Here is a 24640-nt window from a genome sequence, read left to right as displayed (position 1 = left end):
GCCGCCTTCTGAGGCAGCTCCCGGCGAGCCTGGCCGGGCACTGACCGGCGAGTCAGTAGACGAGCGCCTGCGCGCCCTCGGCCATCGTCTCCTCGACGAAGACGGCCGCCCCGGCGATCCGTACTCCGGGGAGCACGTCGCCGGAGTCGATGTCCCGGCGAGCGGCGCACTGGGTACAGGCCGTCACGGTGCCGGTGGCGAGGATCACGTGCAGCAGCTCGGCCAGCGGGGCGGAGTGCGGAAGCTCGAAGTTCTGCGCCCGGCCGGGCAGCGCGAACCAGGTCGACTCCCCGGTCAGCCAGAGGGAGACGGGCACCCCGGCGGCGGCTGCGGTGGCTGCCACGGTGAACGCCTGGGCGCACCGTTCCGGTGCGTCGGCGCCGGCGGTGGCCTTGACGACGAGAGTGCGGGCCATGACCGCCAGCATAGGATGACCCGGATGGTCACCGAGATCGGGTTCGTCAGCCTGCTGGTCGCCGGCCTGGGCGCGCTCGCCGGTGGCCTGGTCTATCTGGCGGTACGCATATCGAGAGGCAAGTGGTGATCCGGTGAGTGCGAGGAGTGAGCCGGTTTTGCGAGCCCCGCAGTCGCGAACGAAGGTGATCCGGTGAGTGCGAGGAGTGACGACAATCCGTTGGCGCCGCCGCCCTGGCTGAACGCGCCGCCGGTGGAGGCGTACCCCTTCGAGGAGAGTCACGACCTGCGGGTCGGCCCGAAGCTGCACCCCACGCTCGACGGCCTGCTGCCGTACATCGGCGTGTGGCGGGGGCGGGGGCGGGGCGGTTTCCCCACCATCGAGGACTTCGACTTCGCCCAGGAGATCCGGATCAGCCACGACGGGCGGCCGTTCCTGCACTACGAGTCGCGGGCGTGGATCCTCGACGAGCAGAGCCGACCGGTGCGGCCGGCCGGCCGGGAGGTCGGCTGGTGGCGTCCGGTGCTGGACGGCGACCGGGCCACCGACGAGCTGGAGGCCCTGCTGACCACCCCGACGGGGGTGATGGAGCTGCACGTCGGCCGGCGCAAGGGCACCCAGGTGGAGTTCGTCACCGACGCGGTGGTGCGCACCTCCACCGCCAAGGAGGTCACCGCCGGCCACCGTCTCTTCGGCATCGTCGAGGGCGCCCTGCTCTACGCGCAGGACATGGCCGCCGTCGGTCAGCCGTTGTCTCCGCACCTGTCGGCCCGCCTCATCCGGGTCGCCGGCTGATCCGCTTCCGCCTCCGGCCCACCCCGCCGGTACGCCCGGCTCGGGTCAGCCATCGCCGGTCCAGGTTCAGGGCAGCGGGAAGCCGAGCAGCTGCTGCAACGCGCGGGTGAGCGGGCTGGGCGGCAGCGGCTCACCGTCGAGGGTGTGCACCGCGACCAGGCCGCGTACCGACGAGGTGAGCCAGACCCCCTCGGCCTTGCGCAGCTCCGTCGGGGTGACCATGCGTTCGGCGGCCCCGCAGCCGACGTCGGCGGCGTGGGCGAGCAGCCAGGCGACGGTGGTGCCGGGCAGGATGCCGGTGCGTCCGGCGGGCACCGTGCACAGCGTCTCCCCGGCCAGCCAGACGAGGTTGGCGGTCGGTCCTTCCAGGGCGTACCCGTCGGAGGAGATCCAGAGCACGTCGTCCACGCCGGCCCGGGCGGCCCAGCGCCGGGCGGCGCTGCTGGCCCCGTACGACGTGGACTTGATGCCCGCCGGCAGCCAGTCCAGTTCCGGCCGGGCCTCGGCGGGCACCCCGAGGGAGAGGGTGGCGACGCTCACCCCGTCGTGCCGGGCCTGCGGGGCCGCGGGGGCGACCTCCGACAGGGTGGCGTAAACGGTGGGCGGGCCGCCGCGCTCCGGCCCCCGGGTGCAGACCAGCCGCAGTGCGCCCTCCACCTCGGCCGGCCAGTCGGCGGCCACCTCGTCCAGCAGTTCGACCAGGGCGTCGTCCGCCGGCAGGGCCAGTTCCACGGCGGCCGCGCCGCTCCGCAGCCGGGCCAGGTGCTCCTGGCGCAGCCAGGCTCGCCCGTCACGTAGGTGCATGGTCTCGAAGAGCCCGTCACCCCGCAGCACGCCGAGATCGTCGGCGCGCAGCACCGGCTCATCGGCCGGCAGCCGCCCGCGACCCAGCACGCCGATCCGCGAGGTCACCACGGGGGCCGAGCATAGTGCCGTGCCGGTCGCGCCGGGAGGTACGCGCGCGGCCGAACTATGATCGGGGGGTGTCCGAATCCTCCCTCGCGGAACTGCTCCGCGCCCGTGGGCTCCGGCTGACGGCGCAACGACAGCTGATCCTCCAGGCGGTGCTGGACCTGGGGCACGCCACCCCCGAGCAGGTGCACACCGCCGTACGCGAGGTCGCCGCCGGGGTCAACATCACCACCATCTACCGCACGCTGGAGCTGCTGGAGCGGCTCGGCCTGGTCACCCACACCCACCTCTCGCACGGGTCGCCGACCTACCACGCTGCCGGTGAGGACCAGCACGTGCACCTGGTCTGCCGCGAGTGCGGCGCGATCGACGAGATGGATCCGGAACTGATGCGTCCGCTCTCCGACCAACTGGCCGGGGAACGGGGCTTCCGGGTGGACATCGGGCACGTCTCCTTCTTCGGCTTGTGCGCGCGGTGCGGAGACGGGGAAAAGACATGATCGACATCGCGGGCGCGGTGGCCGTGGAGAGCATCGACGAGGCCAGCCGGGATCAGCCGGAGCCGGCGCACGCCGCAGCCGGGGTGCGGGGCGTGGCCGCGCACTACGGCGACCCGATGCGCGAGCAGCGCCAGTTGGACACCGAGGTCGGCCTGGTGGACCGCTCCCACCGGGGCGTCGTCGCGGTGCCGGGTGCGGAGCGCATCTCCTGGCTGCACACCCTCACCACCCAGCACCTGGCCGAGTTGGGCCCGTGGCAGGGCACCGAACTCCTCGTGCTCTCGCCGCACGGCCATCTGGAGCAGCACGCCATGGTGGCCGAGGACGGCGACACCACCTGGCTCGACACCGAGCCTGGGGCAACTGCGGGACTGCTGACCTACCTGGAGAAGATGCGGTTCTTCAGCCAGGTCGACCCCCGCGATGCCACCGCCGAGTACGCGCTGCTGTCGTTGGTCGGGCCGAAGGCCGCCGAGGTGGTGGCCCTGCTCGACGTACCGCCGCTCGCCGAGCCGGACGTGGTGGGGCTGCCCGGCCCGAAGTTCCGCTCCGGCGAGTTGCCGCCCCGCCCGACCGCCCGCTACGACGTACAGCCGCTGCCGCAGGGTGGCTGGGCCCGGCGCGGTCCGCTCGGGGTGGACCTGCTGGTTCCCCGACCCGCGATGGACCAGGTTGTCACGCGGCTGCGCGACAACGGGGTGCCCCCGGTCGGGCTGTGGGCGTACGAGGCGGTGCGGGTGGCCGCCCGGCGGCCCCGGGTCGGCGTCGACACCGACCACCGGACGATCCCCGCCGAGGTGAACCTGATCGCCCCGGCAGTGCACCTGGACAAGGGCTGCTACCGGGGGCAGGAGACGGTCGCCCGGGTGCACAACATGGGCCGTCCGCCACGCCGACTGGTGCTGCTGCACCTCGACGGGGTGGCCTCGGACCAGCTGCCGGTCGCCGGTTCCCCGGTGACCCTGGACGGCCGTACGGTCGGTTTCGTCGGCACCGCGGTGCTTCATCACGAGCTGGGGCAGGTCGCGCTCGCGGTGGTCAAGCGCTCGGTGCCCGACGATGCCGCGCTCCGGGTGGGCGACAGCGCCGCCGCCATCGACCCCTCGTAGACACCGACACCGCTGGTGGCCGGGGGCGCTCTAGGATCGCCGGCATGACGACAGGGACGTTGATCACGGTTGCCCCCACCGGCGCGGAGTCGGCGAAGACCGAGGTGCCGGCGCTGCCGGTGACCCTCGACGAGCTGCTGCTCACCGCCAAGGAGTGCGAGGCACTGGGTGCCTCCGTGATCCACGTGCACATCCGCGACGACCAGGCCCGGCCGACCCTGGACCCGGGTCGGCTCCGGGCGACCGTGGCGGCGTTGCGGGAGAGCACCGACCTGATCGTGCAACTGTCCACCGGCGGCGCGGTCACCGACCCGGAGGCCGACCGGCTCGCCGTGCTGGACGCGGCCCCGGACATGGCCTCCTGCACCATGGGTACGGTCAACTTCGGTGACGAGGTGTTCCTCAACCGTTGGGAGTTCGTCGTCGACCTGCACACCAGGATGCAGGAGCGGGGCATCGTGCCGGAGTACGAGATCTTCGATCTCGGCCACCTCAGCGCCCTGCAGCGCCTGTTGGGGAAGTACGGCCTGCCGCACGGCGGTCACGTTCACGTCGACTTCGTCATGGGTGTGCCGGGAGGCATGCCGGGAACCACGGCGACGCTGGTGGCGGGCCAGCAGATGCTCCGGGATCTGCCGGAGGGCACCACGTTCTCGGCGACCGGCATCGGCCGTACCAGCCTTCCGGTGCTGCTCGCCGCGCTTTCCACCGGCGGTCACCTGCGGGTCGGGATGGAGGACACGGTCACGTACGCCAAGGGCCGCCCGGTGGAGTCGAACATGCAACTGGTCGCGCGTGCGGTCGGCTTCGCTCAGCTCGCGCAGCGTCCACCGCTGAACACCGCCGAGGCCCGCGAGCTGCTCGGCCTGTAAGGCACGAGTCGCCCGGCATCCCTTTACGCCCGGAGGTGGAGTCCCAGCTCACCCCGGCGTGAGGTCGGCCGGACACCTCGGTACCGTCCACGTTGTGGGAAAGACGTACGAGGGCGGCGTACCGCTCGCCGAGGTGGTCCGGTCCGGCTTCGTGGAGGGCGTGCACCGCGGCTCGGTGGTGGTGCTCGACAGTGCCGGTGCGTCGCTGGCCGCGGCGGGCGACGTAACCTCGCCGATCTTCCCGCGCTCGTCGAACAAGCCGATGCAGGCGGTCGGCATGCTCCGCGCCGGGCTGTCCCTCACCGAGCCTGCCGACCTGGCCATCGTCTCCGCCAGCCACGCGGGGGAGGAGTTCCACCTGGCCAGGGTCGCCGGGCTGCTCGCGGGTGCCGGGCTGAGCGAGGACGACCTGCACTGTCCGCCGGACCTGCCGGCGGGCGATCTCGCACGGATGGCGGTGCTGCGGGCCGGCGGCGGCCCTGCCCGGGTCCAGATGAACTGCTCCGGCAAGCACGCCGGGATGCTGTTGACCTGCCGTGCCGCCGGCTGGCCGCTGGAGGGTTACTGGCGGATCGAACATCCGCTCCAGCGGTGGCTGCGCGAGACGGTGGAGGAGTTCACCGGCGAGGAGGCGGTGGCCGTCGGCGTCGACGGTTGCGGCGCTCCGGTGCTGTCCGCGTCGTTGACCGGGCTGGCCACGGCATACCTACGGTTGGTGACGGCCGAAGGCGACACCGGGGCGGGCCTGGTGGCCGACGCGATGCGGGCGCATCCGGAGGTGGTCGGCGGTACGCAGGCGGACGACACCCGACTGATGCGTGGCGTACCCGGGCTGCTGGCGAAGATCGGCGCGGAGGGTGTCATCGCCGCGGCCCTGCCCGGCGTCGGCGCCGTGGCGCTCAAGATTGACGACGGCGCCGGCCGGGCCCGGATGCCGGTCCTGGTCTCGGCCCTGCGCCGGCTCGGCGTGGATGCGCCGGTCCTGTCGGAGTTCGCCGAGCTGCCGCTCTTCGGCGGCACCCTCCCCGTCGGCGCCACCCGCCCCAGCGACGCGTTGATCAAGAAGTTTTGGTCGGGAGTAGCGCGGAATCCGACCAAAACTTCTTGATCAACCCGGAAGGGGGGAGTGCGGGGTTAGGGGAGGAAGGTGAGGAGTTGCTGGTTTACCCGGGTGGGGTGTTCCAGGGGGAGTAGGTGAGCGGCGTTTGGGATGTCGGGTGGGCGTATCGCGTGGGGTGCCTCGGCCGCGATGCGATCGGCCAGGTGGCGGATGTCGGGCACGTCCAGCGCGCCGGCCGCGACCAGCACGGGCATGGTCAGCTCGGCGAGTCGCCCGATGGCCGGTGGGTCGAGCTCGGCCACGTCCACGGCGCTGAGCGCCAACTCGGCGGCGAGTGCGCGCTCGTCCATCGCGGTCGCGAAGGCGACCAGCTCAGGGTCGACGTCGGCGGGCTCGCGGTCCGGACCGACCACCCAGAACCGCACCTCACCCGCGGCAGTCGCGGCTAAGTCCTCCGGATCGACGTCGCCGACCAGGTGCTCCCACAGCTCGTTCGTCTGCTCTGACCATTCGTGGCCGGAGACCGCGGCGCCGAGCAGGGCCAGCGCGCTCACCCGGTGGGGGTGGGCGAGTGCGGTGTCGATCGCCACCGCCCCACCGAAGGAGCAGCCGACCAGTGCCGCGCTGGCCAGTCCGAGAGCGTCGAGCAGGCCGACCACGTCATCGTGGTGGGCGAAGGCGCTCGGTGGCAGCTCGGACTCCCCGTACCCGCGAAGGTCGAGGGCGATCACCCGGTGTCGGGTCGCGAGTGGGGCGATCTGGTCCCGCCACATCCGGCGGTCGGCGATACCGGCGTGCAGCAGGACGACCGGCGATCCGCTGCCGGCCTCGTCGTACGCCAGCAGAGCGCCATTTACCTGGATCTTGGTCACCGCAGGACGGTACGACCGGGCGGGAGCGGTGCGCAAGCCGGCGATGAGACATCGCTAACTTCGGCTAGCACTTTGCTTGCAGCTGCTAGCAGTGCGGGCTAGCGTTGAGTCATGGCCACTCCCAAGGACCTTCCCGACGTCGGCGGGTTCATTCGTGACCTGCGGCGGAACGCGAAGATTTCGCTCCGGCAACTGGCCGAGCAGGCGGGGGTCAGCAACCCCTACCTCAGCCAGATCGAGCGCGGCCTGCGCCGGCCGAGCGCGGAGGTGCTCCAGCAACTCGCCAGCGCGCTGCGGGTCTCCACTCCGGCGATGTACCTGCGGGCCGGACTGCTCGACGACAAGGAGGGGCAGGGTGTGCTGGCCGCCATCGCCGTCGATCCGGACCTGACGATGGCCCAGAAACAGTCCCTTACCCAGATCTACGAGACATTTCGCCGGGAGAATGCGCGGCTGGCCGAGGCGACCGCGACGATGCCTGGCGCGAGCGGGGAGACCGGCACCTCCGACGCGGATAACGTCACCGCCCCCGACGTGGCCAACCTGGCCGCGACCGGGCCCACCACCGCGGCGGGTACCCCGACCGAGGCGGTGCTCGAATCGGTCGCCGTGACCGAGGCAGGTTCCGCTCCCGCCCCGAACAGCACCCCACCCAGGAAGGCCGCCCGCAAGGTGGTCCGCAAGACCGCGACAGCGGTCCAGGAGGAGAAGTAACGATGAGCCAGCCGAAGACCAATCGCATCCCTGCCCCGATCTACGCTGCGGCCGGCGCTGGTGAACTGGCCTTGCAGCAGCTGCGCAAACTGCCCACCGTGGTCGGTGAGCTGCGTGACCGCGTCGTCGCCGACGGTGGGCGGGTCGTCAACGAACTCGGCGGCAAGGCCGTCGTCACCGGCTTCGAACTGCGTCAGAAGGCCAACGACACGCTGCGCAACGCCAACCGGACGGCCGAGTCGCTGCGGCAGAAGGCCGCCCCGACGACCGACCTGAACCGGCTGCGTGAGCACGCCGACCTGGCCAAGCTTCGCGAGGCTGCGGACCTCACCAAGCTGCGCGAGACGGCCGACCTGAACAAGCTGCGGGAAGCAGCCGACCTGGACCGTCTCCGCGAGCTGGCGAGCCGCAACGCGGCGGTCGTCGTCGCCGGCGCCCAGGCCGCTCAGGTGCGGGCGCTGGCCGCGTACGGTGCGCTGGTGGCGCGGGGCGAGCGTGTCGTGGGCGCCGGCGTGCTGGAGGCCGCCGACACGGTGAACGCCGACATCGAGGCGACCGGGACGACCACCCCGACGGCGACTGTCGAGCAGACCGCGACCGTCGGGAAGTCCGCGCCGACCGAGACGACCGTGACCGTCGGGAAGGCCACGCCGGCCGAGGTGCCGAGCCCGGCGGAGGTGGCCGAGATCGTGGAGGCCAAGCCGGCCGCCGCGAAGAAGACCACCCGGGCGAAGTCGACCACCCGGCAGGCCGCTGCCAAGCGGACCGACAGCCCGTCGGCGAAGCTGCCCCGGGGTACCAAGCGGAGCCAGTGAGTCAGCAGCCGGCGGCCCCGGGACCGTCCCATCGCCACGGATCCGGGGTCGCCGGCATAAGCTTGCCGTCATGGCCAACGCCGCGCCGATCTTCGTTTTCGACGTCCGCTACGTGATCGAGCTGATCCTCTTCGTCTTCGCACTGATCGTGCAGGGGGTGGCTCTCGTGCACGCAGTCACGCAACGCTCCGATGCCTTCCCGGCGATCGGGACCCTGCCGAAGGGCGGCTGGATCGCGATCCTGGCGGTCACTCTCCTGCTCACCCTGCTCACCCGCTCCACCCTCAGCATCTTCGGGCTGATCGGTGTGGCGGCGGCTCTGATCTATCTGCTCGACGTCCGGGTCGGACTACGTGACCTAGGCGACAACAGAGGGTCCTGGTGAGATCTTTCCGCTGGCCACCACCGCCGGACGGCGGGCCACGCAGCTGGGGTCCCGGCCCGGGTGCCCCACGGACCGGCCGACCGCCGTTACCCGACCCGGAAACGGAACTGGTCGCCACCCCGCACGGCGTACGTCTGGAGCGGCTGGTCACCGGCGTTGGTGACCCGGTCACCGTCTTCGCGCACGGGCTGGCCAACGGCATCGCCACCACCCGACCCTTCGGCAGCGGGGTCACCGGTCGCCGGGTCTTCTTCCAGTTCCGTGGCCACGGCCGTTCCGACGCGCCCGACGGGCCGTGGAGCTACCTGGACCTGGCCCGCGATCTGCGGGCGATAGCCGACCTCAGCGGCGCGACGCGCGCCTTCGGGGCCAGCCTGGGCGCCGGTGCGCTGTGCCGCCTGCTCGCCGAGAGCCCGGAGCGGTTCGAGCGGCTCGTCTTCTTCCTCCCCGCCGCACTCGACCGGCCGCGCGGACCAGTCGCCCGGGCGCGGCTGACCGAACTGCTGGCGGCTGTGGAGAGCGGGGACGCCTCGGCGGTGGCGGAAGCCGTCTCCACCGAGCTGCCGCCGGCTGTCCGCAACACGCCGGCCGGCTGGGCGTATCTGCGGCAACGGCTGGACCACCTGCTGCGCGACGGCCTCGCCGCCGGGCTGATCGACCTGCCGGAGCAGGCGCCACTGCCCGACGCCGGCGTGCTCGCCCGGGTGACCGCGCCGGCACTGGTCATCGCCGCCGAGGGCGACGACCTGCATCCGGTGGAGGTGGCCGAACAACTCGCCGCCACGTTGCCCCGGGCCACCCTGCACCGCTACGACCGCCCCGGTGTCCTCTGGACGGAGCGCGCCGACCTCCGCAGCCGGATCTCCGACTTCCTCAACGGCTAGCCCGTCGCGTGCCACCTAGCGCCCCCGCCCGCCGCCCGTGGGATGCGGCATGCCGCGGCATCCGGCGTGCGGGAGGGCGCGACATGCGGTATCTCGGGGCATCCGGCGGGCGGTAGGACCCGGGATGCCGCAACTCGCGAGCCGGATTGTGGCCCTCCCGGGTCGATCAGCCGGCCCTGTCGCGACGAGTCGCGAATACCTGCCACCAGATGGCAGGTATTGCTGGCAGCGTGGAGCGCATGACTAAACCGCTGATCGGAAAGGTGGCGCTGGTCGCCGGGGCCACTCGGGGGGCCGGCCGGCAGATCGCCGTGCAACTAGGCGCCGCAGGTGCCACCGTTTACGCGACCGGCCGCAGCAGCCGCGCCGGCCGTTCCGAACTGGACCGCCCGGAAACCATCGAGGAGACCGCCGAACTGGTCACCGCGGCCGGCGGCACCGGCATCCCGGTCCGGGTCGACCACCTGGTACCCGACGAGGTGCAGGCCCTGGTCGCGCGAATCGACGCCGAGCAGGGCAAGCTTGACGTGCTGGTGAACGACGTGTGGGGTGCCGACCCCTTGATCACCTGGGAGAAGCCGGTGTGGGAGCAGTCGCTCGACGCCGGCTTCCGGATGCTGCGGCTGGCGGTGCACACCCACGTGATCACCAGCCACTTCGCGTTGCCCCTGCTGATCCGCCGGCCCGGCGGACTGGTGGTGGAGATCGGTGACGGTACGAAGGCGTACAACGAGGAGAACTACCGGCTGTCGGTCTTCTACGACCTGGCCAAGACCTCGGTCAACCGGCTCGCCTTCAGTTGGGCCCACGAGGTCAGGCCGCACGGCGGTACGGCGGTCGCGCTCACCCCGGGCTGGATGCGCTCCGAGGCGATGTTGGAGCACTTCGGCGTCACCGAGGACAACTGGCGCGATGGCGCGGCCAAGGACCCGCACTTCCTCATCTCGGAGACTCCGACGTTCGTGGGTCGAGCCGTCGCCGCGCTCGCCGCCGACCCGGACCGGGCACGCTGGAACGGTCGGTCCGTCTCCGCCGGAGAACTGGCCAAGGTGTACGGCTTCACCGACGTCGACGGCTCCCAACCGGACGCCTTCCGCTACCTCAGTGAGGTGGTCGACGCCGGCAAACCCGCCGACACCACGGGTTACCGCTGATCCTCCCGCCCCGGCGTCCGCCCGTCTGAGCGGCCCGACCGGCGTGCACCCGACCGGCCGTACTACGCCGGCCGGTCGGGGAACCGGTCGTCGGCGGTGGAGTACAGCGCGGCGGCGCTCATCGCCGCCTCGGCCAGCCGCGACCGTAGCTCCGGCGGCTCGATCACCTCCACCTCCGGCCCCAGCGCGAGCAGTTGGGTGTACGCCACCTCGACGGACTCGACGGGCAGGCGGGTCACCACCCAGCCCTGCCCGTCGGGTTCGCCCGCGGCGGCGACCGCCGCCTCGTACACGAAGGGGGCGTCGGCGAGGAAGCGGAGCCGGCGCAGGCCGGCGGGGCTCAACCGGATCGTCACCTCGACCCGGAGCATGCTCCGCAGGAACGCCTCGGCCTGCTCCCGCCAGTACCCCGCCAGGTCGAAGCCGGCGTCCCGGTCGAAGGTCTCCGTCCCCACCTCGACGTGGGTGACCCGGTCCACCCGGTACGTGCGGTACGCGTCGTCGACCCGGGCCACGAGATACCAGACGCCGCTCTTGAGGACCAGCCCGTACGGGTGCGGCTCCCGCTCGACCTCGCGGTCGCCGCGGCGGTAGCGCAGCCGCACCACCCGGTCCCGCCAGACCGCGCCAGCCAGGTCGCTCAGCCACGGCGGCGGCCCGGTTTCCCGGAACCAGCCGGGCACGTCCAGGTGGAACCGCTGGCCGGTGCGCGCGGGGGCGTCGCGCAGGCTCGGCGGTAGCGCCGCGAGGAGCTTCAGTTCCGCCGCCGCGACGGCGTCGGCGAGACCCATGTCACCGGCCGGGCCGGGCAACCCGGCCAGGAAGAGCGCCTCCGCCTCGTCCCGGGTCATCCCGGTCAGCCGGGTCCGGTAGCCGCCGAGCAGCCGGTAGCCGCCGGCCCGTCCCCGGTCGGCGTAGATCGGCACCCCGGCGGCGGAGAGCGCCAGCACGTCCCGGTAGACCGTCCGCTCGGAGACCTCCAACTCGCGGGCCAGTTCCGCCGCCGTCAGCGCCTCACGGGTCTGCAACAGCAGCAGCAGGGAGAGCAATCGCGACGCCCGCATCGACGCTCACCGGCCACCGGGGGTCAGCAACCCCCGGTCGTACGCGACGGCCACTGCGGCGGCCCGGTCGTTGACCCCGAGCTTGGCGTAGACGTGCAGCAGGTGGGTCTTCACCGTGGCCTCGCTGATGAACAGGCGCGCCGCGGCCTCGCGGTTCGACGATCCCCGGGCGACCAGGGTGAGCACCTCCAACTCACGCTGGCTCAGCGGTTCCTCGGCCGGTTGGCGTGGCGTCCGGAGGCGACCCATCAACCGGCCGGCCACGCTCGGCGCGAGTACCGACTCGCCTCGGGCGGCGGCCCGTACCGCCCGGACCAGTTCGTCGCGGGGCGCGTCCTTGAGCAGGTAGCCGGTGGCGCCGGCCTCGATCGCCGGGAGCACGTCCGCGTCCGTGTCGTACGTGGTCAGTACCAGCACCTTCGCCGGGCTGTCCGCCGCGACGAGGCGGCCGATCGCGGTCACCCCGTCCATCCCCGGCATCCGCAGGTCCATCAGCACCACGTCGGGGTGGTGCCGGGCGGCCATCGTCAGCGCCTCGGCGCCGTCCGCCGCCTCGCCGACCACCTCGAACCCCGGGTCGCCGGCGAACATGCCGCGCAGTCCGTCCCGCACCACTGGATGATCATCCACGATGAGCAGGCGTACCGGATCGGTCATGCGGCGGCTCCGGGCAGGGCCGGCACGGAGGCCGAGACGGCGGTCCCGCCACCCGGTTCGGACTCGACGGCGACCTGGCCACCGACCCGGTTGACCCGCTGCCGCATCGCGGTCAGGCCGTAGCTTCCGTCCTGATCCGGGATGGTCGACTGGTTGGCCACGTCGAATCCCGATCCGTCGTCGCGGACGTCGAGGGTGACCACGTCCGACATGTACGACAGGGTGAGCCCGACCCGGGACGCGCCGGCGTGCCGGGCCACGTTGCTCAACGCCTCCTGAGCTGCCCGCAGCAGCGTCACCTCGATCTCCGGGTGCAGTGGGCGGGGCGTCCCGGTGGTGCTGACGCTGGCCGTCACCCCGTGCACGGCCGACCAGCGCTGACCCAGCTCGGAGAGCGCGTCGGGAAGGCGGGCCGTCTCCAGCGGCTCGGGGCGCAGCGCCCGGACCGACCGGCGGGCTTCGGTGAGGCTCTCCCGGGCCAGCGCCAGGGCGTTGTCCATGTGGCGTCGCCAGTCGGCGGAGCGGTCGCGGGTCTGCTCGGCCGCCTCCAGCTGGGTGATGATGCCGGTCAGGCCCTGGGCCAAGGTGTCGTGGATCTCCTGAGCCATCCGCTGCCGCTCGTCCAGTACGCCGGCCTCGCGGGCCTGGGTGAGGAGCTGGGCGTGCAGTCCTTCGTTCTCCCGTACCGTCTCGGCGAGCTGGCGGTTGGCGGCGGCGAGTTCGGCCACCAACCGCTTACGCCTGGCGTCCTCCCGCTCACCGACCAGGTTGAACCAGCTCACCGCACCGGCCAGGACCAGGTTGACCAGCACCAACACCAGCCACAGCGGCCAGTTCGACCACGAGGACGGCAGACCGCCGCCCTGCGCGGTGGCCACCAGCACGGCTGTCGCGGCCATACCGGCGAACCGCCATCGTCCGTTGAGCACGAGGAAGGCGTGCAGAAATCCGACCCAGGCGAAGAAGCCGTACCACGGGCTCGCGGCCACCAAAACGGCGGCGAAGGCGAGCAGCCCGACGTAGTAGACCGCCATCGACCGCTGCTGTCCCTGCCACTGCGGAGACAGCACGACATACCAGGTGACCCAGCAGGCGGTCAGCCCGGCGATCACCAAGGTGAGCGGCATCGGCAGCCCACGCGGTGCCGGCGCGAAGGCGGCCAGCAGCGAGCCCACGAGCAGGCCGCCGTAGGGCAGCACCCGGTGCAGCCGCGCCTCCCGCGCCCGCCAGTGGGTTAGCCAGTCGTCGGCGGGCAGGGTGTCGTCGCGGCTGGCCGTCGAGCCGTCCCCGCCGTAGGTCATCCCGTCCCCGCTCACCATGCGCTCACTCCCAGCGGAACAGCCTCGCCGCAGCGGCGCCGGCCGCCACGGCGATCACGGCCATTATCCCCAGGTGCAGCGGGTGCGGTGCGGTGCCGGTCCAGGCGTCGAGCAGCGCCTGGACCCCGGGCGGGGTGTAGGCGCCGATGTCGGCGAGGAAGTCGGGCAGCAGGAACCGGGGCAGGTACACCCCGCCGAAGAACATCGTCACCATGAACAGCGGTACCGCCAGCGCCTGGGCCGCCTTGGCGGTGGGCGCGACCGCCGCCACCAGCAGCCCCACCGCGAGCAGAGCGGCCGTACCCAGGACGAGCGCCACCGCGAACCCGAGCGGGTGCTGCGGCAACGGGGTGCCGAACGCCAGTCGGGCGATCACCGCGAGGAGCACCGCGCTGGCCAAGATGCCCACCAGGGCCAGCACGAGTTGAGCGGTCAGCAGCGCCAGCGGACTTGCCGGGGTGGTGGCCAGCCGGCGCAGGATGCCGCGCTCCCGGTAGGTGGCCAGCACGGTGGGCAGGGCGTTGATGCCAACCATGGCCAGCGTGACGACCAGCAGCGAGGGGGTGAAGTACGTGACGAAGGACTGGTTGCCGAATTCCGGGCTGGGTTCCCGAAGCGACGGAATCAGCCCGAGCACCACCAGGATCAGGGTGGGCAGGGCGACGGTGAGCATCAGCGTCGGAATGTCCCGTAGGTAGAGCTTTGCTTCAGTCCTGAGGATCTGGCCGAAGGCGTGCATCGTGTCCCCTTCAGTCGACGAACCGGCGCCCGGTCAGCTCGACGAACGCGTCGTCAAGCGTGGCCTGCTCCAGCCGTAGTTCGGCGGCGGTGATCTGGTGGCGGGCGAGCACCGAGGTGACCGCGTGCAGCACGTCACCGGTGCCGGTCACCACGATCTGGCCGCCGCTGCGCGTCACGGCCGTGACCTGCGGCAGGCCGGTCAGCAGCCGGTCGTCCAGTGGAGTGGACGGGCGGAACCGGACGCGCTGCTCGGGTGCTACGGCCGAAACCAGCCCGGCCGGGGTGTCCAGGGCCACCACCCGCCCCTTGTCGATCACCGCGAGGCGGTCACAGAGCCGCTCGGCCTCCTCCATGAAGTGGGTGACAAGCAGGATGGTCACCCCGCGATCCCGGACCCGCTCGATCAGACCCCAGGTGTCCCGGCGTGCCTGCGGATCCAACCCGGTGGTCAACTCGTCCAGGATGGCGATCCGCGGGTTGCCGACCAGCGCCAACGCGATGGAGAGCCGCTGCTTCTGACCGCCGGATAGCTTCTCGTACGGGGTGTTCCGCTTCTCGTCGAGGCCCAACTCGCCGATGAGCTGCGTCGGGTCGGCCGGCTCTCGGTAGAACGACGCGTAGAGCTCCAACGCCTCGGCCACCCGGAGCCGGTCGGGCAACTGGCTCTCCTGAAGTTGCACCCCCACCAGTTGGCGCAGCCGGGTGGCGTCCCGGCGAGGGTCGAGCCCGAGGACCGACACCCCGCCCCCGTCTGGGACGCGCAGCCCGGCGACACACTCCACAGTGGTGGTCTTGCCGGCGCCGTTCGGGCCGAGTACGCCGAAGATCTCGCCGGCCTCGACGTCGAAGGACACGTCCGCCACCGCCACCGTCTCGCCGTACCGCTTGTGCAGGCTGGTCACCTCGATGACCGGCATGGCAGCCGCCTCTCGTCGTCGGTTCCGGGTACCGCTCAAGCGTCGCGGGAGGCGGCCGGCGACGAATCGACCGGCTGTAGGTGACCTTGGTCAGCTCCGGTTGATTCCGGCGATCCGTCAACCGGTGGATGCGCCGACGAGTGACTACGCTCCTGGACGTGCACGCATCCGAGCTTCCCTCCACCGCCGTGGGCGCGGGCCGCCGCTTCGTCGGCGGGGCCACGCTGCTCCTGCGGGGCATCGGCCTGTACGTACGCAGCCCAGGTCTGATGCTGCTCGGCGTCGTCCCGGCGCTGATCTCCGGGGCGATCTTCGCGACCGCGTACGCTCTCCTGGTCTTCTTCGTCGGCGACCTGGCCGCTGCGGCCACTCCGTTCGCCGACGACTGGGCGGCGACACCGCGCAGCGTGGTCCGGGTGATCGCCGCGCTGGCGTTCCTCGGTCTCGGTGGCCTGCTCACCGTCCTCACCTTCACGGCGGTCACCCTGGTCATCGGCGATCCCTTCTACGAGAAGATCTCCGAGCGGGTCGAGCGGCGCTACGGCGGTACGCCGGACGAGGTCGAGGTCCCGTTCTGGCCGTCGCTGCGTCGCAGCGCCGCCGACTCGCTCCGGCTGGTCGCCCTGGCGGCGTTGTTCGGCGTGCCGTTGTTCGCCGCCGGTTTCATTCCGGTGGTCGGGCAGACCGTGGTGCCGGTCATCGGCGCGTTGGTGGGCGGCTGGCTGCTCGCCGTGGAGCTGACCGGCGCGCCCTTCTCCCGGCGCGGCAAGCGACTGCCGCACCGGCGCGCGGCACTGAAGGTGGACCGACCCACCTCACTCGGCTTCGGAGTCGCGGTCTTCGTCTGCTTCCTGATCCCACTCGGCGCGGTACTGCTGATGCCGGCCGCGGTGGCCGGCGCCACCCTGCTGGCCCGCCGCTCCCTCGGCCAACCCATCACGGAGGGCTGACATGCACATCGCCCTGGTAGCGGGAGACATCACCACCGAACAGGTGGACGTGGTGGTGAACGCGGCGAACTCGTCCCTGCTGGGCGGCGGGGGAGTCGACGGCGCCATCCACCGCCGGGGCGGACCGGCGATCCTCGCTGAGTGCCGCGCGCTGCGCGCCTCGCGCTACGGGCGGGGCCTGCCGACCGGACAGGCGGTGGCCACCACGGCAGGTGACCTGCCGGCGCATTGGGTGGTGCACACCGTCGGCCCGGTCTGGTCGGACACCGAGGACCGTGCCGCGCTGCTGCGCGCCTGCTACACCAACAGCCTCGCTGTCGCGGACGAACTGGGCGCGGCAAGCATCGCCTTCCCGCTGATCTCCGCCGGGGTCTACGGCTGGCCGGTCGAGGACGCCGTCCGTCAGGCCCTGTCGGTGCTGCGCGCGGCAACCCCGACGAACATCAGCGAGGCTCGGCTGGTGCTCTTCGGCGCCGACACCCACGCGATCGCCGAGCGGGTGTACGCGGAGGGTTAGCCCATCTCGCGTACGCAGGACCACTGGCTGGCCACCCGCCGGTAGCCGAGCCGGTCGTTGACCGCCAGCATCGCCGCGTTCGCCGCGTCGTTTCCGGTGTACGCGACGGTGACGCCGCGCGCCGCCGCCCGGTGTAGTGCGGCCAGCTTCGCCAACCGGGCCAGCCCTCGGCCGCGGAAGTCCGGCACGGTGCCGGTGTAGTCCGACCACATTCGTGCGCCGTCCCGCTTCACCAGGCTGATCGCCACCAACTCGCCGTCGACCTCGGCGCCCATGCTGCCCTCCCGGTCCAGCCCGACGTTGTCCCAGGTGTCGGCACACCAGGTGGCATATCCGATGGCGTCGGAAGTCACGTCACCCGGCTCGTCGGCGCTGGCCAGCACGTCCACCCGGTGGACCCGGCGGGGGTCGACCTCGGCGAGCGGGACCAGCCGGACATCGGCAGGGGCCGGTGGCAGCGGTGGCAGCGCGTGCAGCTCCAGAGCCGAGAAGTGCTCCTGCCGACTCGGGATGAAGCCGTGCCGGCGGGCGAACGGCAGCGCCTCCGGCAGCGTACGGCCCCGTAGCCGGTTCAGGCCGAGCGGCGCGAGGTGCTCCAGCGCCCGGCCCAGCAGTGCCCCGCCGATCCCGCGTCGCCGCTGGTCCGGGTGTACGTGCAGCAGGGACACCTCGCCGACGGCTGCGCTGGTGTTGGTGTTGCGGGACGCCGACACCCAACCGATGACCTCCCCGTCGACCTCGGCGACGAAACCGCCCCAGTGCTGCTCCGCCGGTGGCGTCGAGATCAGCTGCCGGGTGGACGCGACACCCCGGATCAGGAAGGGAAACACGAGGGTACGCAGCGCCACCACGGCTGGGGCGTCGTCGGGATGTGCGGGACGGATCAGCGCGGACGGTTCAGGCATGCGCGGCAGGCTAACCAAACCCCACGGACCTCCGCGCCCGCTTTCCCACCCCCACCCCCGCCGCGCGGCACCCAGGCGGTGGGTACGTTTCTTGTCGCTGGGACGACAAGAAACGTACCCATGTTCAGCCTTGCCAGCCGGCGGCGGTCAGGGCGGCGCGAAGTTGGGCGGCGACATCGTCGGGGCGGTGGCGGACGTCGAACGCGGTGAACCGGAGAATGCGGTCGCCGTCGATCCAGATTCGGTTCTGTCGACGCAGGTCCGCCGCCCAGTGCCGGGCGTCCATGTGGTGCGCGCCGTCGACCTCCACGTGCAGCCGCCACTGTGGCCAGTAGGCATCCAGGTAGCGGATCCGTCCGTCGGCGTCGCGGCGTCGCTGCTGTGCGGTTGGCGCCGGGAGGTGGTGGCGTCGGCAGAGTCGTACCAGGTCGATCTCCGAGAGCGCCTCGGCGCCACCGGCGATGTCCTGCACCGTCTGTCGGATCAGGACCCGCCGTCGGGCCTGGGGCAGTCGGGCGAGGACCGCGGCGATCTCCGTCGGGGTCGACCGCCGCTGCTGGCAGCCGGCCGCGAGAATCTGTTGGGCATCCTCATCGGTACGCGCCCACTGTGCCGCGTCCACCAGGGAACGGGCCATCGACGTTCGGTCGGGCCGACCACGCTGCCGGTCCTCGTCCGGCAACTGCCGGGCCCGGCGTACCCGGACAGCAGGTAGGCCGAGCGGCAGCCGACGCAGCAGGTCTGCCCGACGCCGGTGATGCGGAACCAGCACGTCGACGGTCTCGTAGCGCCACTTTCCGCGTAGCCCGCCCGCTGTCGCCGCCGCCAGCCCGGCCAGCACCGCACCCGGACCGGCCGCCAGCACCGCCACCCACAAATGCTGCTCTCGACGGTACGGCTCATCGGGCGAGGCGGCCCGCAGGATTCCCCGACACACCCTGCCCCACCGCCCTGTCGCCAGCAGGTGCCGGACCTTCGCCGGGCTCAGCTCGGCGGTCGCCTGCGCCCAGCTGACGATCCCCGACTGCTCGAACAGCAACCACTGCAACGTGTCGGCGTCGTCCCCCGGGGATCCGCATCTGTCGATTGAATCTCCAGTCGGGTACGTTTCTTGTCGCCCGGGCGACAAGAAACGTACCCGGGTTCAGGCGGAATCGCGGATGATCAGCTCGGTGGGCAGGATGAGCGCCGGCTCGACGTCCTCCCCAGCGGCGAGGCGCAGCAGCAGCCGGGTGCCCTGCCGACCCAGCTCCACTATCGGTTGCCGGACGGTGGTCAACGGCGGATCGGTGTACGCGGCGGTCTCGATGTCGTCGAAGCCGATCACCGCCACGTCCTCGGGTACCCGACGTCCCGCCTCGCGCAGCGTACGCAGGGCGGCGTGGGCCATCAGGTCCGACGCGGCGAAGACGGCGTCCAGGTCGGGGTGGGCGGCGAGCAACTCCCGCATCGCCGCCGCTCCGGATTCGCGGGTGAAGTCGCCGACCGCCACCATCTCGGGCAGCCCGGCGGCGGCGACGGTGTCCCGGTAGCCGGCCAGCCGCTCGATGCCGGCGACCATGTCCTGCGGTCCGGCGATGGTGGCGATCCGACGCCGGCCGCTGTCGATCAGGTGCCGTACCGCCCGGGTGACCCCGCCGACCTGGTCGACGTCGATGTACGGCACGTCCGCCCCGTCGAGCGGTCGGCCGCTGCACACCACCGGGATGCCCAGCGCGGCCAGTCGGGCGGGCAGCGGATCTGCCCCGTGCAGCGAGGCGAACAGCACCCCGTCGACGTGCCGACCGGTGGTGTACCGGGCGACCCGTTCATGCCCGGCCGGCGACCCGGCCAGCATCAGCACCAGCTGCTTGTCGGCGGCCTCCAACTCCTGTGCCGCGCCCCGGATGATCCCCGGGAACACCTGGTCGTCGGAGAAGACCCGGGTGGCCTCCTCCGGCATCACCAGGGCGATCGAGTCGGTCCGCTGGGTGACCAGGGTGCGTGCGGCCAGGTTCGGCACGTACCCGAGCTCGGCGACCGCCTGACGGACCGCCTCCTGGATCGGCTCGGCGACCGTGGTCGAGCCGTTGACCACCCGGGAGACGGTGGCCCGGGACACACCGGCCCGTCGTGCCACCGCTTCCAGAGTGGGCCGTTGCGCCCCCGTCATCGGAGAAACCACCACCTCGTCACAGCCCGTTCCGGGAGATCACCTCCTGGTACCACCGGGCGCTGGACTTCGGTGTACGCCGCTGAGTGAGGTAGTCGACGTGCACGATGCCGAATCGCTTACGGTACCCCTCGGCCCACTCGAAGTTGTCAAGCAATGACCATACGAGATAGCCGCGCAGGTCGACGCCCCGGGCGATGGCCTCGTGCGCGGCGCGCAGGTGGCCGTCGAGGTAGGCGATCCGGTCCGAGTCCTGGAGCGGGGTCGTCGGGTCGGCGGTCTTGTCCGGGAAAGCCGCGCCGTTCTCGGTGATCAGCAGCGGTACCGCCGGGTAGTCGGTGGCGATGCGCTCCAGCAGCCGGGTCAGTCCGGCCGGCTCGATCATCCAACCCATGTCGGTGAGCGGCCCGACGGGTGCCAGGAACTGCACCCGCCCCTCGGTGCCGGGGTACGCCCCGCCACCACCGGCACCGTCCGGCCGGCCGGCGACGTAGGTGGGCGCGTAGTAGTTGATCCCGAGCAGGTCGATCGGCGCCGCGATGATCTTCTCGTCGTTGTCCTGCACAAAGGTGGGTTCGACGAACCGCGCCACATGCTCCCGGATGTCGTCCGGGTACCCGCCGACCAGCAGCGGATCGAGGAAGATCCGGTTGTGCAGGCCGTCGACCAGGCGTGCGGCGGCGGCGTCGGCCGCGCTGTTGGGATCGGCCGGGCGTACGTCGGCGGGATTGAGCGTGACGCCGACCCGGCCGGCGCCGGCCGCGCGCAACGCCTGGGTCGCCAGGCCGTGCGCCAGCAGCAGATGGTGTACGGCGCTGAAGGCCGCGCCCGGATCCTGCACCCCGGGGGCGTGCACGCCGTTGCCGTAGCCGAGGTACGCCGAGCACCACGGCTCGTTGAGCGTGGTCCAGGTGCCGATCCGGTCACCGAGGCGGGCGTACAACGCGGAGGCGTAGGTGGCGAAGTGCTCGGCGGTGTCCCGGCTGGTCCAACCGCCGCGATCCTGAAGGGTCTGCGGCAGGTCCCAGTGGTAGAGCGTGATGATCGGATCGATGCCCCGGCCCAGCAGCGCGTCCGTCAGCCGGTCGTAGAAGTCAAGGCCGCGCGGGTTGACCGGGCCGCTGCCGTCGGGCTGGATGCGGGGCCAGGAAACCGAGAAGCGGTACGCCTGCAACCCCAGCTCCGCCATCAGCGCGACGTCGTCGGCGTACCTGTGGTAGTGGTCGCAGGCGACGTCGCCGGTGTGGCCGGCGTGTACCTTGCCCGGCGTACGGCTGAAGGTGTCCCAGATCGACTCACCGCGCCCGTCGTCGCGGGCCGCCCCCTCGATCTGGTACGCCGCAGTGGCCGCACCCCAGAGAAAGTTGTCCGGAAATCTCAACTCAGTCACGCCTTGACCGCACCTTCCATGATCCCGCCGATGATCTGGCGGCCGAACAGGACGAATACCAGCAGCAGGGGCAGCGTGGCGATGGCCGTGCCGGTGAAGACCTGGGACATGTCCTGGTAGTAGCCGTCAGACAGGGCCCGCAACGATAGCTGCACGGTGGGATTCTCCGGGTCGTTGAGCACCGCGTACGGCCAGAGGAAGTCGTTCCAGGTGGTCATGAAGGTGAGCAGGCCGAGGACGGCGGCGGCCGGCCGCAGCGCCGGCACCACCACGTTCCAGTAGATGCGGGCGGTGCCGCAACCGTCCACCCGGGCTGCCTCGATTAGCTCGCTGCTGACCGCCTGCCCGGCGTACTGCCGCATCATGAACACCCCGAAACCGGTGACCAGTGCGGGCATGATCACCGCCGGCAGCCGGTCGTTCAGGTTGAACTTCGTCATCAGGATGTACAACGGAATCACGCCCAGTTGGGTGGGCACCATCATCGTGGCAATGATGATCATCAAAAGTGCGTTGCTGCCCCGGAACCGCAGCTTGGCGAAGGCGAACCCGGCGAGGGTGGAGAAGAAGACCACGGAGGCGGTGACCGTGATCGCGACGATCGCCGAGTTGATCAGACCGGTCAGGAAGTAGGCGTCGGTGTTGGCGAACAGCCGGGAGATGTTGGCCCCCAGGTTGCCGCCGGGCGTCACCGGCGGTGGCAGCTGGCCCATCGCATCGCTGGACCGGCTGGCCACCACGAACATCCAGTAGATCGGAAAGACCGACAGGACCCCGGCGGCGACGAGTGCGAAGTAGGTGAGCGGGCTCGCCCGCCACAACTGGCTCATCGCGCCACCTCGCTGCGCTCGGCGTCCCGATGAGCTTCACCAGCACTGAGCCGAATTGTTCGCTCGCTGCGCTCGCTCACCCGCGCCACCACGCTGCGCTCGCTCATCGGGAGCCTCCCTTCCGCTTGCCGGTGTCCGGCCGTGCGCCGGCGCCGAGCCGGCGGATGATCAGTACGTTGATCGCCGCGACGATGGCGATCAGGGCGAAGAGCAGCCAGGCGACCGCCGACCCGTAGCCGAAGTTGTAGTACGGCGCGAAGGCGTTCTCGAACATGTACATGGTCATCGTCTGCGACTCGCGCAGCGGCCCGCCCCGGATCGCGTTGGTGCCGGAATGGAACAGCCGGGGCTCGGTGAACAGTTGCAGTCCGCCGATGGTGGAGATGATGACGCAGAAGATGATCGTCGGCTTGAGCAGCGGCACGGTGATGGTCCAGAACTGCCGGGCCCGGTTCGCGCCGTCGATCGCCGCCGCCTCGTAGAGGTCGCGGGGGATGGCCTGCATGGCGGCCAGGAAGATCAGCGCGTTGTAGCCGGTCCAGCGCCAGTCGACCATCGTCGAGATGGCCACCCAGGAGGCGAACCGGTTGGACTTCCACTCGATGCCGTCGACGCCGATCAGGTCGAGCAGCCAGTTGACCATGCCGAACTCACGGCCGAACAGCACGCCGAACACGATCGCCACGGCGGCTGTGGAGGTGACGTTGGGCACCAGCACCGCCATCCGCCAACCGGTACGCATCCGCAGCTGCCGGTTGAGCAGGTTCGCCAGCCAGAGCGCGGCGAGCAGCTGGGGGAGCGTGCTGATGACGAAGATGCCGAGGGTGTTGACCACCGAGTGCCAGAAGTCGCTGTCCGCCAGCAGCCGGGTGTAGTTGTCCGCGCCGACGAATGTGGGATTGCTGCCGAGCAGGTCCCAGTCGTGCAGGGAGACCCAGAAGGTGTACGCCAGCGGCCAGGCCCCGAAGATCGCGAAGATCACGAAGAACGGGGCGATGTAGAGGTAGGGCGAGTATTTCGCGTCGATCCGGCTCAGCCGGCCGGCCCGGGACGGGCGGCTGTCCCGCGGCGCCGGTCTGGCCGGCGGTCGCGCGTCGAGTTGCAACGCCATGACCCGTTGACTCCTTTCCACGCCCCCGCCCCGCGCCGGCCCAGGGCGAGCCGCCGTACGCGTCACGACGCGGCGGACCCTGGACCGGCGGCGGGGATGGGGCCGTCGGGCCGGTTACTTGGCGGCGGCCTTCTTGGCGTTGTTGATCGCGTCCTGCCAGCCCTGGTCGGGGCTACGCTGGCCCAGCTCGACGGTGCGGACCGCGTTCTCCACCTCGGTGCGGACGGCCTGGTTCTTCGGGCCCATGTAGACCGGCTTCAGGGTCTTCGCGCCTTCGCCGAAGATCTTGCCGACCGGTGCGTCGGAGAAGTACGCATTGGTGGCCTCGGTGATGGCGGGGTCGTCCAGCGCCTGCGGCGAGGACGGCAGTGGACCCTTGGCCTTGAAGGCGCCGATGTGACCCTCGGCGCTGGTCAGGAACTTGACCAGCTTGACCGCCTCGTCCTGGTGCTTGCTCTGCTGCGGCACCGCCAGGTGCGAGCCGCCCCAGTTGCCACCGTTGCCCGGCACCCGGGCGATGTCCCACTTGCCCTTGGCCTCCGGCCCGGCGTTGCCCTCGATCACGCCGGTCATCCAGGCGGGGCAGGCGATGGTGGCGAACTTGGCCTGCTTGAAGGCGGAGACCCATTCCTCGGACCAGGAACCGTACTTGCCGGACAGGCCGGCGTTGACGATGTTCATGGTGATGTCCCAGGCCTGCTTGACCGCCGGGTTGGTGTCGACCACCAGGTTGTCGCTGGTGTCGTAGTAGTGGTAGCCCTGCGCGTTGCCGGCCGTCTGGAGCACGATGGTGTTGAAGGTGTTGGTGGCCGCGTCCAGGAACGACGCGCCGGTGTTGGCGGCCTTGAACTTCTCGCCGGTGGCGATGTAGTCCTCCCAGGTCGGCCAGAGTGCGGAGACCTGCTCACGGTCGGTCGGCAGGCCCGCCTTCTCGAACAGGTCGGTGCGGTAGCACATGGCCATGCCGCCCACGTCGGTGCCGAGCCCGATCAGCTTCTGGCCGTCGGCGGTGAGCCCCTGGTTCCACTTCCACTCCAGGAAGTTGCCCTTGAGGTCGGCGGCGCCGTGGTCGAGCAGGTTCACGAAGTTGTCCGGGTTGGCCTTGTACTCGACCATCAGGCCCTCTTCGATGGCCACGACGTCACCGGCGCCCTTGCCCGCGGCGAGCCACTGGGTCAGCTTCGGCGAGTACTCGTCGAGGTTGCCGCCGGTGCCCCGCTCGACGATCTTGATGTTCGGGTTGGCGTCCATGTACTGCTGGTAGAGCTGCTCGTAGCCGAACTGCCCGAAGACGTCGACGGTGAGCGTTATCTTGCCGTCCCCGGCGGCCTCGTCGCCGCCGCCGCAGCCGCTGGTGACGAGCAGGACGCCGGTGGCGGCCAGAGCGACCGCCGCGAGGCGGTGACGCGGGAATGTGCCCATTGTCTGATGACCCCTCTCAGGTCGGGGTGGTGGTAGAAGGTTCTGAGAGCGCTCTCTCGTAGCCTGCGGTCCGCCCCGGAACCGTGTCAAGAGAGCGCTCTCTCAGTCGCCATCACAGAATGGCCACAACCGGACCGCCGCCCACCCGCACTGATTGATCATGAGGTTGGCGGCAACC

28 protein-coding genes are annotated in these 24640 nt (G+C 71.2%); 13 read left to right on the top strand and 15 right to left on the bottom strand.

Going from position 1 to position 24640, the window contains the following annotated elements:
- Positions 1–52 precede the first annotated feature (52 nt).
- On the bottom strand, positions 53–427 hold the full coding sequence (locus tag Vse01_RS06630) for a DsrE family protein (RefSeq protein ID WP_093403402.1): 375 nt from the start codon (positions 425–427) through the stop codon (positions 53–55).
- A 12-nt stretch (positions 428–439) separates the two neighbouring features.
- Between Vse01_RS06630 and mtfM the strand changes: the two genes are divergently transcribed.
- Positions 440–544, top strand: coding sequence for a small membrane protein MtfM (mtfM, locus tag Vse01_RS29595; protein WP_046570768.1), 105 nt, complete (start codon positions 440–442; stop codon positions 542–544).
- Between the two features lie 63 nt (positions 545–607).
- Positions 608–1210, top strand: a complete 603-nt coding sequence (locus Vse01_RS06625) for a heme-binding beta-barrel domain-containing protein (protein WP_093403404.1) — start codon at positions 608–610, stop codon at positions 1208–1210.
- Positions 1211–1276: 66 nt separating this feature from the next.
- Here the strand turns inward: Vse01_RS06625 and Vse01_RS06620 are convergent, their stop codons facing one another.
- Positions 1277–2125 carry an aminotransferase class IV gene (locus Vse01_RS06620; protein WP_093403406.1) on the bottom strand — a complete coding sequence of 283 codons (849 nt, stop codon included), beginning with the start codon at positions 2123–2125 and terminating at the stop codon, positions 1277–1279.
- Positions 2126–2193: 68 nt separating this feature from the next.
- Between Vse01_RS06620 and Vse01_RS06615 the strand changes: the two genes are divergently transcribed.
- The 4 genes from Vse01_RS06615 to Vse01_RS06600 all read left to right on the top strand — a co-directional run bounded on the left by Vse01_RS06615 (position 2194) and on the right by Vse01_RS06600 (position 5711).
- The gene (locus tag Vse01_RS06615; protein WP_093403408.1) at positions 2194–2622 is read left to right on the top strand and encodes a Fur family transcriptional regulator; all 429 of its coding nucleotides are present in this window, start codon (positions 2194–2196) and stop codon (positions 2620–2622) included.
- Positions 2619–3731, top strand: coding sequence for a CAF17-like 4Fe-4S cluster assembly/insertion protein YgfZ (gene ygfZ / locus Vse01_RS06610; RefSeq protein ID WP_093403409.1), 1113 nt, complete (start codon positions 2619–2621; stop codon positions 3729–3731). The genes Vse01_RS06615 and ygfZ overlap by 4 nt, the downstream gene beginning before the upstream one ends.
- 44 nt (positions 3732–3775) lie before the next feature.
- Positions 3776–4603, top strand: coding sequence for a beta-keto acid cleavage family enzyme (locus tag Vse01_RS06605; protein WP_093403411.1), 828 nt, complete (start codon positions 3776–3778; stop codon positions 4601–4603).
- A 94-nt stretch (positions 4604–4697) separates the two neighbouring features.
- On the top strand, positions 4698–5711 hold the full coding sequence (locus Vse01_RS06600) for an asparaginase (RefSeq protein WP_093403413.1): 1014 nt from the start codon (positions 4698–4700) through the stop codon (positions 5709–5711).
- A gap of 26 nt (positions 5712–5737) precedes the next feature.
- On the opposite strand, the gene Vse01_RS06595 is transcribed toward Vse01_RS06600, so the two are convergent.
- A complete protein-coding gene (locus tag Vse01_RS06595) occupies positions 5738–6535 on the bottom strand; it encodes an alpha/beta fold hydrolase (RefSeq protein WP_093403414.1) in 798 nt (265 codons plus the stop codon).
- Between the two features lie 111 nt (positions 6536–6646).
- Here Vse01_RS06595 and Vse01_RS06590 point away from each other — a divergent pair, with 111 nt between their 5' ends.
- The 5 genes from Vse01_RS06590 to Vse01_RS06570 all read left to right on the top strand — a co-directional run bounded on the left by Vse01_RS06590 (position 6647) and on the right by Vse01_RS06570 (position 10487).
- A complete protein-coding gene (locus Vse01_RS06590; RefSeq protein ID WP_093403416.1) occupies positions 6647–7249 on the top strand; it encodes a helix-turn-helix domain-containing protein in 603 nt (200 codons plus the stop codon).
- 2 nt (positions 7250–7251) lie between these two features.
- Positions 7252–8064, top strand: a complete 813-nt coding sequence (locus tag Vse01_RS06585; protein WP_093403417.1) for a hypothetical protein — start codon at positions 7252–7254, stop codon at positions 8062–8064.
- 70 nt (positions 8065–8134) lie between these two features.
- Positions 8135–8449, top strand: a complete 315-nt coding sequence (locus Vse01_RS06580; protein ID WP_093403419.1) for a DUF2516 family protein — start codon at positions 8135–8137, stop codon at positions 8447–8449.
- Positions 8446–9333 (top strand): alpha/beta fold hydrolase, encoded by an 888-nt coding sequence (locus Vse01_RS06575; RefSeq protein WP_093403420.1) that lies wholly within the window; start codon positions 8446–8448, stop codon positions 9331–9333. Before Vse01_RS06580 ends, Vse01_RS06575 begins: the two co-directional genes overlap by 4 nt.
- Positions 9334–9572: 239 nt before the next feature.
- Entirely contained in the window at positions 9573–10487 is a 915-nt protein-coding gene (locus Vse01_RS06570; RefSeq protein WP_093403422.1) for an SDR family oxidoreductase, read from the top strand.
- 62 nt (positions 10488–10549) lie between these two features.
- On the opposite strand, the gene Vse01_RS06565 is transcribed toward Vse01_RS06570, so the two are convergent.
- The 5 genes from Vse01_RS06565 to Vse01_RS06545 are packed head-to-tail and all read right to left on the bottom strand — an operon-like array spanning position 10550 to position 15185.
- The gene (locus Vse01_RS06565; protein ID WP_093403423.1) at positions 10550–11551 is read right to left on the bottom strand and encodes a helix-turn-helix transcriptional regulator; all 1002 of its coding nucleotides are present in this window, start codon (positions 11549–11551) and stop codon (positions 10550–10552) included.
- 6 nt (positions 11552–11557) lie between these two features.
- Positions 11558–12208 (bottom strand): response regulator, encoded by a 651-nt coding sequence (locus Vse01_RS06560; protein WP_093403425.1) that lies wholly within the window; start codon positions 12206–12208, stop codon positions 11558–11560.
- Complete coding sequence (locus Vse01_RS06555; protein ID WP_232511190.1) at positions 12205–13527, bottom strand: sensor histidine kinase; 1323 nt, start codon at positions 13525–13527, stop codon at positions 12205–12207. The genes Vse01_RS06560 and Vse01_RS06555 overlap by 4 nt, the downstream gene beginning before the upstream one ends.
- 4 nt (positions 13528–13531) lie before the next feature.
- Complete coding sequence (locus tag Vse01_RS06550; protein ID WP_093403426.1) at positions 13532–14266, bottom strand: ABC transporter permease; 735 nt, start codon at positions 14264–14266, stop codon at positions 13532–13534.
- Between the two features lie 10 nt (positions 14267–14276).
- Positions 14277–15185: an ABC transporter ATP-binding protein gene (locus Vse01_RS06545; protein ID WP_093403428.1), complete on the bottom strand. Its 909-nt coding sequence runs from the start codon at positions 15183–15185 to the stop codon at positions 14277–14279.
- A gap of 128 nt (positions 15186–15313) precedes the next feature.
- Between Vse01_RS06545 and Vse01_RS06540 the strand changes: the two genes are divergently transcribed.
- Complete coding sequence (locus Vse01_RS06540) at positions 15314–16135, top strand: EI24 domain-containing protein (RefSeq protein WP_093403429.1); 822 nt, start codon at positions 15314–15316, stop codon at positions 16133–16135.
- A gap of 1 nt (position 16136) precedes the next feature.
- On the top strand, positions 16137–16652 hold the full coding sequence (locus tag Vse01_RS06535) for an O-acetyl-ADP-ribose deacetylase (protein ID WP_093403431.1): 516 nt from the start codon (positions 16137–16139) through the stop codon (positions 16650–16652).
- Here Vse01_RS06535 and Vse01_RS06530 read toward each other — a convergent pair.
- The 7 genes from Vse01_RS06530 to Vse01_RS06500 all read right to left on the bottom strand — a co-directional run bounded on the left by Vse01_RS06530 (position 16649) and on the right by Vse01_RS06500 (position 24462).
- On the bottom strand, positions 16649–17557 hold the full coding sequence (locus tag Vse01_RS06530) for a GNAT family N-acetyltransferase (protein ID WP_093403433.1): 909 nt from the start codon (positions 17555–17557) through the stop codon (positions 16649–16651). The two genes, Vse01_RS06535 and Vse01_RS06530, sit on opposite strands and share 4 nt — an antisense overlap.
- Before the next feature lie 124 nt (positions 17558–17681).
- The gene (locus Vse01_RS06525) at positions 17682–18596 is read right to left on the bottom strand and encodes an endonuclease domain-containing protein (protein ID WP_232511191.1); all 915 of its coding nucleotides are present in this window, start codon (positions 18594–18596) and stop codon (positions 17682–17684) included.
- 105 nt (positions 18597–18701) lie between these two features.
- Positions 18702–19709: a LacI family DNA-binding transcriptional regulator gene (locus tag Vse01_RS06520; RefSeq protein WP_093403436.1), complete on the bottom strand. Its 1008-nt coding sequence runs from the start codon at positions 19707–19709 to the stop codon at positions 18702–18704.
- Positions 19710–19728: 19 nt separating this feature from the next.
- On the bottom strand, positions 19729–21099 hold the full coding sequence (locus tag Vse01_RS06515; RefSeq protein ID WP_093403438.1) for a GH1 family beta-glucosidase: 1371 nt from the start codon (positions 21097–21099) through the stop codon (positions 19729–19731).
- Complete coding sequence (locus Vse01_RS06510; protein ID WP_093403439.1) at positions 21096–21929, bottom strand: carbohydrate ABC transporter permease; 834 nt, start codon at positions 21927–21929, stop codon at positions 21096–21098. The genes Vse01_RS06515 and Vse01_RS06510 overlap by 4 nt, the downstream gene beginning before the upstream one ends.
- Positions 21930–22032: 103 nt before the next feature.
- Positions 22033–23040: a carbohydrate ABC transporter permease gene (locus tag Vse01_RS06505; protein WP_093403441.1), complete on the bottom strand. Its 1008-nt coding sequence runs from the start codon at positions 23038–23040 to the stop codon at positions 22033–22035.
- 114 nt (positions 23041–23154) lie between these two features.
- Positions 23155–24462, bottom strand: a complete 1308-nt coding sequence (locus tag Vse01_RS06500; protein WP_093403442.1) for an ABC transporter substrate-binding protein — start codon at positions 24460–24462, stop codon at positions 23155–23157.
- Between the last annotated feature and the right edge of the window lie 178 nt (positions 24463–24640).

It is taken from the genome of Micromonospora sediminimaris (genome assembly GCF_016863575.1).
In the GTDB taxonomy this organism is placed as follows: Bacteria; Actinomycetota; Actinomycetes; order Mycobacteriales; family Micromonosporaceae; genus Micromonospora; species Micromonospora sediminimaris.
Note: the sequence above shows the minus strand (reverse complement) of the source record. Positions and strands in the feature narration are given on the sequence as shown.

Excerpts from the sequence above, each read along its gene's own strand:
- mtfM (WP_046570768.1), top strand. The coding sequence starts at position 440 with ATGGTCACCGAGATCGGGTTCGTCAGCCTGCTGGTCGCCGGCCTGGGC.
- Vse01_RS06535 (WP_093403431.1), top strand. The coding sequence starts at position 16,137 with ATGCACATCGCCCTGGTAGCGGGAGACATCACCACCGAACAGGTGGAC.
- Vse01_RS06605 (WP_093403411.1), top strand. The coding sequence starts at position 3,776 with ATGACGACAGGGACGTTGATCACGGTTGCCCCCACCGGCGCGGAGTCG.
- Vse01_RS06560 (WP_093403425.1), bottom strand. The coding sequence starts at position 12,208 with ATGACCGATCCGGTACGCCTGCTCATCGTGGATGATCATCCAGTGGTG.
- Vse01_RS06570 (WP_093403422.1), top strand. The coding sequence starts at position 9,573 with ATGACTAAACCGCTGATCGGAAAGGTGGCGCTGGTCGCCGGGGCCACT.
- Vse01_RS06500 (WP_093403442.1), bottom strand. The coding sequence starts at position 24,462 with ATGGGCACATTCCCGCGTCACCGCCTCGCGGCGGTCGCTCTGGCCGCC.
- Vse01_RS06565 (WP_093403423.1), bottom strand. The coding sequence starts at position 11,551 with ATGCGGGCGTCGCGATTGCTCTCCCTGCTGCTGCTGTTGCAGACCCGT.
- Vse01_RS06550 (WP_093403426.1), bottom strand. The coding sequence starts at position 14,266 with ATGCACGCCTTCGGCCAGATCCTCAGGACTGAAGCAAAGCTCTACCTA.
- Vse01_RS06590 (WP_093403416.1), top strand. The coding sequence starts at position 6,647 with ATGGCCACTCCCAAGGACCTTCCCGACGTCGGCGGGTTCATTCGTGAC.
- Vse01_RS06530 (WP_093403433.1), bottom strand. The coding sequence starts at position 17,557 with ATGCCTGAACCGTCCGCGCTGATCCGTCCCGCACATCCCGACGACGCC.
- Vse01_RS06520 (WP_093403436.1), bottom strand. The coding sequence starts at position 19,709 with ATGACGGGGGCGCAACGGCCCACTCTGGAAGCGGTGGCACGACGGGCC.
- Vse01_RS06580 (WP_093403419.1), top strand. The coding sequence starts at position 8,135 with ATGGCCAACGCCGCGCCGATCTTCGTTTTCGACGTCCGCTACGTGATC.
- Vse01_RS06540 (WP_093403429.1), top strand. The coding sequence starts at position 15,314 with ATGCGCCGACGAGTGACTACGCTCCTGGACGTGCACGCATCCGAGCTT.
- Vse01_RS06545 (WP_093403428.1), bottom strand. The coding sequence starts at position 15,185 with ATGCCGGTCATCGAGGTGACCAGCCTGCACAAGCGGTACGGCGAGACG.
- Vse01_RS06630 (WP_093403402.1), bottom strand. The coding sequence starts at position 427 with ATGCTGGCGGTCATGGCCCGCACTCTCGTCGTCAAGGCCACCGCCGGC.
- ygfZ (WP_093403409.1), top strand. The coding sequence starts at position 2,619 with ATGATCGACATCGCGGGCGCGGTGGCCGTGGAGAGCATCGACGAGGCC.
- Vse01_RS06555 (WP_232511190.1), bottom strand. The coding sequence starts at position 13,527 with ATGGTGAGCGGGGACGGGATGACCTACGGCGGGGACGGCTCGACGGCC.
- Vse01_RS06510 (WP_093403439.1), bottom strand. The coding sequence starts at position 21,929 with ATGAGCCAGTTGTGGCGGGCGAGCCCGCTCACCTACTTCGCACTCGTC.
- Vse01_RS06585 (WP_093403417.1), top strand. The coding sequence starts at position 7,252 with ATGAGCCAGCCGAAGACCAATCGCATCCCTGCCCCGATCTACGCTGCG.
- Vse01_RS06505 (WP_093403441.1), bottom strand. The coding sequence starts at position 23,040 with ATGGCGTTGCAACTCGACGCGCGACCGCCGGCCAGACCGGCGCCGCGG.